The organism is Cellvibrio sp. PSBB023 (genome assembly GCF_002007605.1).
Lineage (GTDB): Bacteria > Pseudomonadota > Gammaproteobacteria > Pseudomonadales > Cellvibrionaceae > Cellvibrio.
Genome location: NZ_CP019799.1, coordinates 2,267,939 through 2,281,380, shown reverse-complemented (window position 1 = coordinate 2,281,380; position 13,442 = coordinate 2,267,939). Strand labels below are relative to the sequence as shown.

At 46.6% G+C, this 13,442-nt stretch carries 8 protein-coding genes and 1 tRNA gene; 4 read left to right on the top strand and 5 right to left on the bottom strand.

What is annotated here, in order from left to right:
* Positions 1-132: 132 nt before the first annotated feature.
* From B0D95_RS10075 to B0D95_RS10065, 3 genes are all read right to left on the bottom strand, one after another.
* The gene (locus B0D95_RS10075; protein WP_078043785.1) at positions 133-1,914 is read right to left on the bottom strand and encodes a cytochrome C; all 1,782 of its coding nucleotides are present in this window, start codon (positions 1,912-1,914) and stop codon (positions 133-135) included.
* Between the two features lie 73 nt (positions 1,915-1,987).
* Positions 1,988-3,829 carry a cytochrome c gene (locus B0D95_RS10070; protein WP_078043784.1) on the bottom strand — a complete coding sequence of 614 codons (1,842 nt, stop codon included), beginning with the start codon at positions 3,827-3,829 and terminating at the stop codon, positions 1,988-1,990.
* 50 nt (positions 3,830-3,879) lie between these two features.
* On the bottom strand, positions 3,880-4,929 hold the full coding sequence (locus tag B0D95_RS10065) for a catalase family protein (RefSeq protein ID WP_078043783.1): 1,050 nt from the start codon (positions 4,927-4,929) through the stop codon (positions 3,880-3,882).
* Between the two features lie 395 nt (positions 4,930-5,324).
* Here B0D95_RS10065 and B0D95_RS10060 point away from each other — a divergent pair, with 395 nt between their 5' ends.
* A complete protein-coding gene (locus B0D95_RS10060; protein ID WP_078043782.1) occupies positions 5,325-7,232 on the top strand; it encodes a hypothetical protein in 1,908 nt (635 codons plus the stop codon).
* 91 nt (positions 7,233-7,323) lie between these two features.
* Positions 7,324-8,121: a hypothetical protein gene (locus tag B0D95_RS10055; RefSeq protein ID WP_149867893.1), complete on the top strand. Its 798-nt coding sequence runs from the start codon at positions 7,324-7,326 to the stop codon at positions 8,119-8,121.
* 47 nt (positions 8,122-8,168) lie between these two features.
* On the opposite strand, the gene djlA is transcribed toward B0D95_RS10055, so the two are convergent.
* Together djlA and B0D95_RS10045 are read right to left on the bottom strand one after the other, a co-directional pair.
* Complete coding sequence (gene djlA / locus B0D95_RS10050; RefSeq protein ID WP_078043780.1) at positions 8,169-8,957, bottom strand: co-chaperone DjlA; 789 nt, start codon at positions 8,955-8,957, stop codon at positions 8,169-8,171.
* 411 nt (positions 8,958-9,368) lie between these two features.
* A tRNA-Leu gene (locus tag B0D95_RS10045) sits at positions 9,369-9,455 on the bottom strand.
* Positions 9,456-9,616: 161 nt separating this feature from the next.
* Between B0D95_RS10045 and rnr the strand changes: the two genes are divergently transcribed.
* Together rnr and rlmB are read left to right on the top strand one after the other, a co-directional pair.
* Positions 9,617-12,466, top strand: coding sequence for a ribonuclease R (rnr, locus tag B0D95_RS10040; RefSeq protein WP_078043779.1), 2,850 nt, complete (start codon positions 9,617-9,619; stop codon positions 12,464-12,466).
* A 162-nt stretch (positions 12,467-12,628) separates the two neighbouring features.
* Positions 12,629-13,369 (top strand): 23S rRNA (guanosine(2251)-2'-O)-methyltransferase RlmB, encoded by a 741-nt coding sequence (rlmB, locus tag B0D95_RS10035; RefSeq protein ID WP_078043778.1) that lies wholly within the window; start codon positions 12,629-12,631, stop codon positions 13,367-13,369.
* Positions 13,370-13,442: the final 73 nt, after the last annotated feature.

Sequence of the window (13,442 nt, the reverse complement as noted above, 5' to 3'; positions counted from 1 at the left end):
GCCAGTCAACGCGGAAAATATTTCACGAGGAGTAATGCTTAGGGAGAAGGCTATTTTTAGCGGTTGTTCGTTAGGCACTGTCAGCTCAGGGTTGAGCTGACAGTGAACATGAGCGATTTTTTCAGTACCTATTCACAATGTTTTCATGTATTCAATAATCGCCATTGCGCCTTCTTTGTCATCACTCCAATCCAGTTTGTAATGTGATTGTTTGCTAATGATATCTTTATCATGCCCTTTATTTGAAAAGGCCGGTATAGCCTGAGTGTCAAACTTATATCCTTCTTCTTTCTTATTCTTGTCTGTTGATAATTGCCATGAAAATCCCAGCAAGGTCTGGTCATAATCAAGGCGGCTTTTCATATAAACGGCAGGGCGTTCACTTGGTACCAGTAGATGATAGATGGTTGGTACCGAACCATTATGTAAGTAAGGTGCCTGTGCCCAAATGCCATCAAGGGGCAATGCGTTGTAGCCATCGTGTAATTTGGGGTCCATCATTGCAAATTGCTCCTTGCCGACCAATGACACACCTTCAAATTCAGCGCAAGGTTTAACTGTGCCATAACCGGGTAAATTAACACTGGTTGTCGGTGTACAAATACTGGTAAAACTTTTTCTGCCCGCAGCGGTGATAGTGTCATTGGCTACGTGGGCGCGACCACTGTCAGTGCCTATTTGATACACCTCACCATTATGTGGCCTGTGGCACGCCGCACAATGTTGCTCGAACAGGGCGCGGCCTTTATTTGCTTTGTGCATATCTACCGAAAACGGGTACACAGGGGCGGGCAAGTTCTCCAGCAGCCGTTCAGCAAATGCACCTACGCGCAAATCAGTTTCGGCTCCAAACCCCATGGTTAATTCAGCCGCAAGGTTTCGGAACATGGATATAGGTATATTGCCATTCCATTGGCCACCACCCTCTATTAATTGTGTGTGATCGGGTGACCAGCGCACTTTGCGTTTGCCTTGTTCCCACACGACCATAAAATCAGTAATTCCCTGTGAAGGCGGAAGGCTGTCCAGGTTAACTTTCGTATGATAAATATCGCGGTCAACGACATAAGCAAAAGATGTACTAATCCCGGTTGCATCCGCCATGCCGCCAAAACCTTTTAGCATTTGTTGTTCAAAGCCATGGTAATTTTTATCTACCAGCACACCAAATGCTTTATATTCAAGGTTTGTACGAATGATAAACTTCGTTACTAATGCCTGCGCATTTTGTTTGAACAACTCAATTTGCTTTTTTTCATAATTTGCATCAAATACCTTATCGCCAAGCCGGTAGTTTTGATAAAAATAATGCTTATCCTGCGCATACACTTTATCGAGCGCAGTAATAAATGCCTTGGTTGCAAGGTCTATTTGTTCTTTCTCTGTGGTTGCGCCACTAATCATCTTTTCAAGGGTTTTTTGTGCCCTTACCCGATATTGGGGAAGGTTAAAGTGCGCATTAACACCACCGTCCAGATATTGGATTCCTTTGTCTGTCCTTACGCGACCAATATGACAAGCTCCACAAGTAAAGGAGGCATAATCAACGGCATTGTCCGTGCCCTCCCTGCCCAGACCACTCCAGCCTATGCCGCGTGCAATAGGGTAACCCGGTATGCGCTGATCTTTGAATAAACCAATAACCTCAAGAAAATTTTCATCACTACCCCAGTACTCTGGAGCAACTTTGGGCAAGAGCTTGAGAATAATAAAGGGAACACCATCATTGATGCCCAATGAAAAGTCGGCGAACCAGTTATAGGCAACCTGATTGTCGTTGAGGTAGTGCGCTAATTGTTGTTGGCGTGCAGCTTGAATGGAACTCCAGTCTTCCGCTTTAACGGGGTTGCTCATTGCCTTGTTGTTGTACAGTAAAGCAGCAGATAGCAATAAGACGTAATGTAGCGTTTTCATATTTCATCCTCGTAAAAAAATGGTGGACATTTTTTTGTCCACCATTTTTGCAGTAAAAATATCCTTAAAATATTTACAGTGATTTTAAATATTCAATCAATTGATAGCGCTCATCATCAGTAAAGTCGCGCCACTGCCCATCTTTATCGAGTGTTTTAGTGAAGCTATTGCCGGAATGTCCTTTGTTGCTATTGCCTGCTATGGGGGCGCCTTTATCATCAAGGGTGTTGAATAAAAAGTAATTGCCACTTTGTATAGATTCAAAACCTACCTGTTTAGGATCAAATGCAGCGTTACTCACATAAAATGAAGTCGCACGTTGAGTATCCGGTAGCAGCATTTGGTATAAGTTGGCGACAGAACCGTTGTGCAAATAAGGCGCTGTTGCCCAAATACCATTTAACGGTCTGGCTTTATAGGCAATTAGGTTAGGTGGCGTTTCGTTGGGCAGGTGATAACCCGTCAGTTCCAGCAGTTGGCCTTGATCCAATGGCGGCCTAAATTCGGCGAGCTGCTTTTCAATAATTTTTTGCACGGCGGCACTCAATACACTGGCGCGAGGTACTTTTGGAGCCTTTTGCATTTCAGTATCAAGATAAGGGCGCAGTGGACCGGGATCTACATTCAGGGCGGGATTAACAAAATTCATTGCCATCAATGGATCGGTGCCTATTGTTTGTAATCCAATCATATGGGTCTGGATAAACTGTTTGCCCACCGCATTTTTTTCTGTCATTGGGAATTGGCCATTGCCATCGCGAATTCCATGGCAGCCAAGGCAATTGTTAGCGTAGAGAACGGCACCGGCTGCCGCTTTCTTTTCATCTATTGCGGGTAGTGGTGCGCCCCATTTAGGCGAGTCAAGGCGCGCCATTAATTGTTCCAGTTGGTCCAGATTGATAATTTTGGCCGAAGAATAAAAGCGTTCTTTTTCGTTGTCTGTTTTAAGTATGGTGTGAGCAAACACACCCGTTACTTCGCCAACATTACGACCAATATGGTTATTGGCTGAACCATTCCATTGCACCCAATCCAGTTGCGAGGTGTTCCATAAAAATGGATAACTAACAGGGGCATTCGCTGGCGCCTGATTGCCAGGTATTTCCAAGAGGCTAGTAGTAACACGATTTAATATAGCTCCAAAAGCATCTAGCCGGCCATAACCATAAGGTGTATGCAAGCCGCCATAATTCACGCTGATGTAGCTATCAAGCCAGCCATTGAATGTGATTAACTGCGCTTTTAGTGCTTCTTTTTCAACGTCGTTAAAGCCACCCTCACTTAATACCTTTTTAGAAAACCGAACCAGTTTCGCATTGTCATTAATCGTTGCATCTATCGCTTTTTTCATACTGTCCAGAAACAGAGGCATATCCGCCAATGCTGGCCCACCATCAATGCGGAGTTTGTATTCGCCATAATTGATTTCAGCGGTATGGCATGCAGAGCAGGTTAGTCCCAGCCATTCGTTGTATCTATTTTGCTGGTTATTTTGTAGTGCACCCAAGCGTTCAGCACTCATTGCTGCGGCTAAAAATGCTTCCTGTACGTCATCTTTGACAAACCCGATGGGTAATCCATCAGGATTGCGCCCTGCCAGTGGCTCCTGGGGGATATAGCCTAATTTTTCGATGTGTTTTGTATCGCGAAATAATGTTTCGCTATCCGCCTGTTCCAATGCTAAAAACCAGGCGTAGGGAATTAGTTGTGAGCCCTGTGAGGTGTTGTAGAAATCCAGCGCTTCATCCTTGCTCCAGCCTTGATCAAAATTTACAACCGATATTTTTTTCGGTGGTAGTTCCGGTATTTTTTCACTGTCGTTATTTTTTCCTCCGCAGCCGCCCAGGGAAAAAACCAGGGATGCAGCTACAAAAGAAGAGATAAGGGTATTTTTTTTAAAAGGGATATTGTTCATAAAAAATTCCATCTTGAACTTTATGTTAAACACGGTGTTTGTTTATGCTGTTAGCTACCTTTCCGATGTGTGGCGGATAGGTTATATACATCTTTACGCAAACGATTAATGCTACCCAAAGGCTGGTGATCGGTTAGGGAATGCCATGGAGTAAATACCAGGTTTTCACAGTGGTTTTCATTTTCCTGACTGTAGATATCAAGTTGCGGCGTTGGAATAGTAATGGTCGCCACAGGGATGAACGGAAATTGGTTTTCATCCCATACTGTGGTGGCATCTTCAATCCCCAAGTCGCTTCCATCGTTATGGCGTACCTGAATCATAAAATCAAAAACAATGGGTTCCGGTTCGGCAAGCCGTTGCTGCAATGCTTCTTTGAGGTAGTCAGCTGATGGGTTTTGTGGCGGCTGCTGTTGCTTTAGCGAACCCTTTGGTCTTGCAGAAAATTTCATCGCGCGATCTGGCCCAAACAAAAAAGGCGCTGCTCCGAAATACTGGACCTCTACAGGGTTGGCGACAGGGCGGGATTTTATCTCTTGTATAACTTTAAAAGCGGCAAGTACGCCATGGGGACATGTTGCAGGGTTGATCGCCAGAGGAGCAAAAAACTCGTCTGGATTATCATTGTTTTTCAATAGGATTTGATTGAGTTTTAAATAGTCCTCAGTATTAACAAAAGCAAATGATGGCGTATTAATCATTAGGAAATCCTGATTTTTTTCACCGCTATCATCCTGTAATACATTGCCATCCACCGCATATACTTTTATAGCCATTCCTCGACTTGCATTTTCATTGTTAACCATATCCGGTGCAACTAAGGCTGCTGCATTTGAAAAGCGAATAACGGCCTTATGTTCCTTGCCGGGCGTTGAAAACAAACCGACCTGATACGCCATGGCTATGTCGTCATTTATCTTGAATGTGGCGCTTACGCAGCCATGGGATTTAGGGTGTACGCCGCGCAGTATTTTTTTGTTTTCAGCAACATAACGTTTATCGAGCAGGCATTTCATTAGGTTTGTGCTTTCTTGTATTTCTTCTCTTTCACGATCGGGCTGTGAAATGCTCTCAAATGGATTGGCTGGGTTTTCACTCATGGTTTGTCCTTGTGCAATTGAATTGTCGATTGTTTGAACGAGCGGTAAAAAAAATTGGATGGAGGCTTTAACGGTTATTACTTCTATCGACGTAAATGTTAATTTTTATGCTTAACTATTAACCTTTTGTTGAGTCTATAGGGGTTAACTATTTAACATCTAATAAATACCAGAGGTTTGCAAAAAGCAAATTATTTTATAAATAAGTTGATTGTAATGACGTGTAATGGTGTTTTTAGAAATTGCATTCTAAAATGTTAAGGGTAATTTTGGGGCTTTTGATGATTTGGGTGACAAAAGGATTGCTGGTTTATTTTTTCCGGATTTATTAAACATTTTTTACTTGTGATTTAATGAGCTATTGTGTGTTGTGCTATTAAAAATAGGGGCTGCATATGCCAGAAGGAAGTGACCGCCTGTTTATTGCTATTGGTGTTTCAAAGCCAAAAGGTGGGCTGGATGAGCTTCCAGGCGCCATCACCGCATCGGAGCGAATGGCTGCTTGGGCGGAAGCTCAGGGATACACGACGCTATTGCTTCATGATGCCATCTTTCCTGAAATCACTATTGACTTGTTGCGCGATAAAATTGCATCGGCAATAGATACTATTACCAACCAAACAGAGCTTAAGCGATTAGTTATTTTCTTTTCAGGCCATGGCGCTGCACTGGCAATTGGTGATCAGTACTGGATACTGACCAACTGGAATAAACGTTCAACCGAAGCCATCAAGGTGTCATCACTTCAGCGTATGCTGGAATATTATGGGCCGCTGCAGGTCTCTATTATCGGTGATGCTTGTCAGGAATTCTCTTCCAAATTCATAGATCTTATCGGTAGCTCCATACTGGATAAACCAGATGAAGATCAGCGAACTTATGAGCTGGATCAATTTTTTGCTGTCGATGTTGGAAAGCAGGCGTTCATGATCAAAGCGACAGATAATAACAAAAGTTTTTGCCTGTTTACGGAAGTGATATTGGATGCGTTGGAAGGTGGAATTAACGAAAGCTATATTGAAGTGATTGGTGGCAATAAAGTAGTTACCAGTCAAGCGCTTGCCCGGCATCTGGATGCCAGTGTGGCGTTGGAAGCGAGTAAATATGGTGTGCAAATGAAACCCAGGCCGAGGCCCGGGTTTTATACAGACAGAACGTATTTTACATTACCAACTTCTCCCGCTGGCCAAGAAAAATCAGGTAGGACTGCGCGGAAACGCGCATTGAAAAATTCAGGTGCTAATAATCTTGACATAAATAGTGCGCAAGTGCCTCACCTGGGTAATACCAAAGTAAACCTGATAAAAACACCATTATTTACTGTGCCTCCGTCCGTAGAAATGTTAGCGGTTGATATTGAAGATCCCAAAACGGCGAAGTCGCTTGAACGAGATGCCTTCGTCAACGAAGTGAGCAGCGCGGTTGTGCGCAATCACTTTGAAACTGATTGTGGTATTTGTGTCAGTGGTACAGAGGTGACTAGAGTAGATGTTTCATATGGCGTTGTTTCGCGCGTAGCTGAAGATTCAAATTGGTTTCGTGTCGATTTGCTGTCTGACTCCAGTCTGGCATGGAGTAGTGCGCTTGTTACCTTAATGGATGGCCGTATAGTCCCTGTTACTCTGGTCAAAGGATTTGTGGCCGCTCTGCATATTTTTACTGATGGCTCACTCAGTTTGTTTCACCGAGCACTGGGTGGTGACGCCTATGAAGATAGCACTGCGATTGAGCTCTTGGCTGGAGTGCATACCGGATTATTGGGGCAGGAAGAAATAATCCGCGCTGCAACCATGTTGCGTCACGAAAAACATAAAATAATTACCTTGGGATGCATTGCTGCACAATTCTATGATGCCATCAGGGATGTTGAGAGCCTGAGGTCAATGGCTGCATTTTATGCTGAACATCAACAGCCAGTTCCACTTGACATCATTCTTTACGGCGGCGGCACCATTACAGAATCTGATGGCCGTTTATATGCAGACATACCAGCGGTGCCCGAGCGCAAACCTCGCACGCCTGATGAAGAGGCAAGCAGTTTTACGCACCATGCAACGCCTGCATTCACCAAACACCCTATTGCCGGTCATGTGCCCTGGATGCGACAGGCATGGGGCGCAATAGCGACTGCACATTATGATGTAAGCGGTGTGTTGTGGCGTGAGCAAGCCCTTGCAGTAATGGAATATCTTGCTCCTGGAATATTTACTTGTATTCGATCTGAAGGGCGCGAAGCGTTGTGCGATCTCACCAACATTTCTGCCCAACAAAGTGATCAATCCTCATTACTGACAACGACTTGAAAAGGAAAAAATCATGCGCATGATTCTTATTCACGGCATCAATCAACAAGGCAAAAGTGCGGATAAAATTAAAACAGAATGGCTTGCCAGCTTGAATGATGTTTATACCAAACAAGGTTTGAATCCATTAAGCAAGCTTTCACGTATAGAGGCTGCATTTTATGGTGACACCTTGGAAAAACTCAGTTCGGCTAAAGTGAAAGATCAAGCGATTGCATTGGGAGTGGAGGAGACCTCCGATGATTTTGAAGATTTTGCCCTTATTGCTTTGAAAGAAATGGCCTTACGCATGGGGGCAACAGAAGCACAAATTGAAGCCGAAGTTGCGGAAGTGGTTGTGCCTCAAGGGGCGGGGCCACATAAAAAGTGGCTAAAAGCAATTGCTCGCGTTATTGAAACTGTCTCGCCGTTGCATGGAACACTGGCGTTACGCGTACTTGGTCAAGCCCATGCTTATATTCGCAATCAAAATATACATGATGAAGTCAACAAACTGGTTCGCCCGTTGTTTGAAGATGACGAACCGGTAATTATTGTTTCTCATTCACTGGGCACAATAGTGGCCTATTCTCTATTGCGTGAATTTGCTAAAAATAACCGGCCACGCCAGTCCCCGCTGTTTGTTACTTTAGGTTCGCCACTGGGTATTGATAGTGTGCGTAAAGGTTTTGCCAAACCAAGGGTTAAACCGGAAAACGTTTTGCGGTGGGTAAATGGTGCCGATCCGGAAGATTTTGTCGCATTGCGACCAGAGTTAACCGCCAGCACTTTTGGTCCCGGCATTGAAAATTATCCGGATATTGAGAACGGCTACAGTGACCCTCACTCTGCAACGCAATACTTGCGCGATTTACGTATTGCCAAGGTCATTGCTGAAGCTATTGCTTGATATTTTATCCTTAACGAAATGGCTATTCTTGTTGATAAAAAATCAAATTATACCGGTGCTTGGTTGACCGTATAAATTGAACGATATTTTTTAATAAAGGCATAAGCTGCCTGGATATTTTTAAAGCGCTCAGTGGCTTCATCCAATTGCTCTTGGGGCAAGCCCTGAGCCATTAATTTATCGGGATGAAGTTGGCTGGCTAATTTTTTATAGGTTTTCCGCATCTCATCCTCAGTCATACCGGCATTCACACCTAAAATGGCGTAAGCTTTTTGCAGATCCTGATTTGTTGCTGCATTTGGTTGTGTGTTTTCCTGTTCTTTCGTCCCTGTACTGTAACCATTACCTTGTGAAAAATGCGCTGGCGATGGTTTGGGTTGTGACGGGCTCGCCTGCAAGGGATTAGGTGGGGTTCGGCTCAGCGATAACTGATCCTGTTCATAAATTATTTTTAATAAATGGTTGAATGCCACACTGTTATAACCAACCTCCCGCGCGATCCACAGCAACGCATGTAGCTCCTTCTCCATCAAATACCCATCTGCTCGCGCCATGGTGAGTAAATGCATGAGTAAAATCTGTATCAGCTTGGGGGTAGTCGCTGCACGGAATTCCTGCAGTGCCTGGCTGGCATTAAACTCAGGCGCTGTGCCCGCTTTAAACAATAGCAACGCATTACGTTGCTCCGCCTCCGTTAAGTGCATTTTTTTCATATGCACCTTCAAGCGATTCACCTCCTCCCGGTTAATCGGCCCATCACAATGGGCGATATAGCCCAAAAAGCTAAAAACAGCTTTGAAAAATGCCTCGCGAATACTGTTGCCTTTATCGGGCATAGCCTGTGCACCTGTAGCGGGTTATGGGTTGTAAAGTAGACTAACATGAAGGATAAAGTGCAGAAGGGGAAATTAATAAGCTATGAAACTCTAACTGTTGTAAATGATTTTATCGAAATACGACTCCAGGCAGGTTTATCGAAAACATCTGTAGGGACAGTAACAATAGGTTTGAAAATAGTATTTTTGTATTGTTGTTAATACGCCAATTTGTATAGGCAGAATTGCCCAAGTCTTCCGGTATGTATATGCGGATTTTGTGAAGGCATATAGGCGACTATAGGAGTTTTGATTGATGAGTCGGCAAACGGGAAGGTAATAGATACAGCTCTGCGTTCTTGACGAGGCGGTTTGTAAATGGCCCCAAAAGCAAAAACCCCCGCTATTTTCATAGCGGGGGTTTTTATTGTGTGGTGCCCAGGAAAGGACTTGAACCTTCACGGCCGTTAAGCCACCAACACCTGAAGCTGGCGTGTCTACCAATTTCACCACCTGGGCAATCTCAGCTAGCTGAGGCCGCGCACTATAAATATCCCGATTTCGCTTGTCAACGCTCTTATCCATTTTATTTGTAGGTTTGTCATGATTGCTGCCCTATAATTCAGGCAGACCGCCAGGATAGTTAGAAATCCGCCAATTATTGATCACAGGATGCCCACTTGAGCAAACGTAAATCCCCCTTCAAAGATCCCTTTGCTGCGCGCGAAGCTGAGAAGTACGAAAACCCCATTCCCAGCCGCGAGTACATTCTTGAGTTGTTGGATATGGCCGATGCGCCCGTCACCCATGAGCAGATGTGCACCATGCTCAAGCTGACCGGCGAGGATCAGATAGAGGCGCTGCGCCGCCGTTTGATTGCTATGGCGCGGGACGGACAACTGATTAGCAACCGCCGCGATGCCTATGTGCGTCTGGATAAGATTGATGTGGTACGCGGGCGAGTGCAGGGGCATCGCGATGGCTATGGCTTTGTGATCCCTGCCGATGGCGGTGAGGACATTTATTTACACAATCGCCAAATGCGCAAAGTATTTGATGGCGATGAGGTGGTGGTACGCCTGTCGGGCGAGCAGTATCGCGGTAAAGAAGAGGGCGCGATTATTGAGGTGCTCACGCGCAATACCACCCAATTGGCAGGGCGCTTCTTTAATGAGGAGGGCGTGCAGTTTGTGCGCCCGGAAAACCCGCGTATTACCCAGGACATCATGATTCCGTTTGGCGCCTACGGCGGTGCCACCCACGGTCAAATCGTGGTAGCTGAAATCACCCAGCAGCCGGATAAAAATCGCTTGCCAACAGGGCGTGTGATTCAAGTATTGGGCGATCACATGGCGCCCGGCATGGAGATCGAACTGGCGATTCAAGCGCACGGTATTCCCAGCGTATGGCCCGAGGCCGTGATTGCAGAAGCGGCGCGCTTGTCCCATGAAGTGGAAGAGAAGGACAAGTTGCATCGCGTGGATGTTCGTCACTTACCGTTTGTAACTATCGACGGTGAAGATGCCCGCGACTTTGACGATGCCGTACTCTGTGAGCGGCGCAAAGGCGGCTGGCGTTTGTACGTGGCGATTGCGGATGTCTCCCATTATGTGCAAGTGGAAAGTGCACTGGATGTGGAAGCGCGCGCGCGCGGCAACTCGGTGTATTTCCCCGATTATGTCGTGCCTATGTTGCCGGAGGCGCTGTCCAATGGTCTGTGCTCGCTTAACCCCCATGTTGATCGCTTGTGCATGATTTGCGAGATGAATATCAGCAATGCTGGCCGTATTACCGGGTATCAATTTTATGAAGGTGTGATGCACTCCCATGCGCGCCTCACCTACACCAAGGTAGGCGAGATTCTCACCGGCGAAGGCGATACGCGCGCGGCGTTGCGTGAGGAATATAAGACGGTTGTTCCCCAGTTGGAATTGTTGCACAAGTTGTATGAATGCCTGCGTGCAGCGCGCGATGAGCGTGGCGCAATTGATTTTGAAACAGTGGAAACGCGCATTCAATTTAATGAAGAGCGCAAGATCGAACGCATTGTCCCCATCAAGCGCAACGACGCCCATAAGTTAATTGAAGAATGCATGTTGTGCGCCAATGTGTGTGCGGCCACCTTTATTGAAAAACATAATTTGATTGGATTGTTCCGGGTTCATGAGGGCCCCACGGAAACTAAACTCGCCAATCTGCGTGCTTATTTGTCTGAATTAGGTTTGGGGTTGGCGGGTGGTGATAAACCAACCCCGGGCGATTACCAACAATTGCTGCAAATGATTCAAGGCCGCAGCGATGGCCATTTGATTCAAACGGTGATGCTGCGCAGTCTGCGCCAGGCGATGTATCAGGTAGAAAACCACGGCCACTTTGGTTTGGGTTACGAAGCCTATACCCACTTTACTTCGCCGATTCGCCGCTACCCGGATTTGCTGGTGCATCGCGCCATTCGCTCGGTGATTCGCAGCACAGAGCCCACTACCCATGTGCGCCGTGTTGAAACCGCCAAGCCTATTCCGCGTAAATTTATTTATCCCTACACTGCGGCAGAAATGCTGGTGTTTGGTGAGCAATGTTCACGCACCGAACGTCGTGCTGATGAAGCGACGCGCGATGTGGTGAGTTGGCTGAAGTGTGAATACCTGCGCGATCAGGTCGGCGCTATTTACGACGGCCATGTGAGTGCCGTGACCAGTTTTGGTCTCTTTGTCGAATTGAATGAATTGTATGTGGAAGGCCTGATTCATATTACCTCGCTGCCCCATGACTATTATCGTTTTGAGCCAGCACAACAACGACTGGTTGGCGAACGCACACGCAAAGTATTTGGTTTGGGTGATGGTTTGGTTGTGCGTGTTGTGCGCGTTGATCTGGATAACCGCAAGATCGATTTTGAATTGGAATCCGAAGCGGCGATTCGTCGCCCCAAATCCCAGGTTAAACCCAAGGTAGCCAAGCGCGATGCCAAAGTCGCGGCAAAAAAAGCAGCCAAGCCTGCTACTAAAACTGCTGCCGTGGATAAAACCGCTGCGGTGAATAAAACCAGTACCAAAAAAACAACGGGTACAAAAACAGCGGGCACGAAAGCGGCTGGCAAGAAAACCAATGCCGCAGCGCCCGAGAAAAAAGCGAGTGCGAAAAAGTCAGCGACCAAACTGGCAGCAACCAATACGCCTGCCACTAAAACCGTAGCAGCTAAAGCAACCGCTGCAAAAACCAAAACAGTGGATGCTCCTCGTGGGGCGAAGGGCAGTGTTGCTGCAGCGCCTAAGAAAGCGGGTGCGAAAAAAGCTACGGCAGTAAAAGCACCCGCACCCAAAGCAACATCCGCTAAAAAAACAGCAACCAGCGCCAGCAAAACTGCAAGTGAGGTGAGCCATGGCCGTAAAAATGCGAAAGCTGCAAGCAAGGCAGCGCCAGCAACAGTTCAACCGTCGCCGTCAAGAGCGACAAAAGGCAAGACTGTCACTCGGGCTGCGGCGCCAGCTGCTAAAACGTCGGTGGCTAAGCCTAAGGCAACGAAGTGATTGCTGGCTGCAAAGCGAACATTTTGTGTCTGACGAAAGCCTGACGCGCGAGCTGTATGTGGTGAAAGACCGGATTTTGCGCGAGCGTGAAACGCGCGTTTCCGAGCGCTAACCCAACGGCGAGTGCAGGGCAGTGAACGATTATTTTTTAAGGTACGTGTTTTGAAACGTGAATTTATCTTTGGCCTGCACGCGGTGCAGGCGCTGCTCAAAAGTGCGCCCCAGCGCGTGATTGAAATTTATATGGTGCAGGGGCGCAACGATCAAAAACTGCAAAAAATTGTGAATGCCGCACAGAGCAATGGTATTCACTGTCAGGTGGTGAATCGCAACAAGTTGGATGACTTGGTCAGCGATGAAAACCATCAAGGTGTTGTGGCGGTGTGTACACCGGGCGAAACCTACGATGAAACCTGGCTATTCAATTTACTCGACAACCTCAACGAACCGGCTTTTTTACTGATTCTGGATGGTGTGACTGACCCGCATAATCTGGGGGCCTGCATGCGTTCGGCGGAAGCGGCGGGTGTGCATGCGGTGATTGCGCCGAAAGATAAATCGGCGGGGCTTACGCCGATTGCCCGTAAGGTGGCTTGTGGCGCAGCAGAAGTATTGCCGTTTGTGCCGGTTACCAACCTGGCGCGCACCTTGAAAAAATTGCAGGACAAGGGCATCTGGCTGTTTGGTGCAGCCGGTGATGCTGAGCATTCGCTTTACCAATCCAATCTCACTGGCCCAATTGGGATTTTAATGGGCGCGGAAGGTGATGGTTTACGTCGCCTCACCCAGGACAGTTGTGATCACCTGATGAATATTCCCATGGCAGGCACTGTGAGCAGTTTGAACGTGTCAGTTGCTACGGGGATTTGTTTATTTGAGGCAGTGCGTCAACGCAAGGCCTAGTTATCTCGGCAGTTATTCCGCAATCATCTATAACCCGCTTTTTTTGATTGGCCACATGAACTTTTCTTCTAAC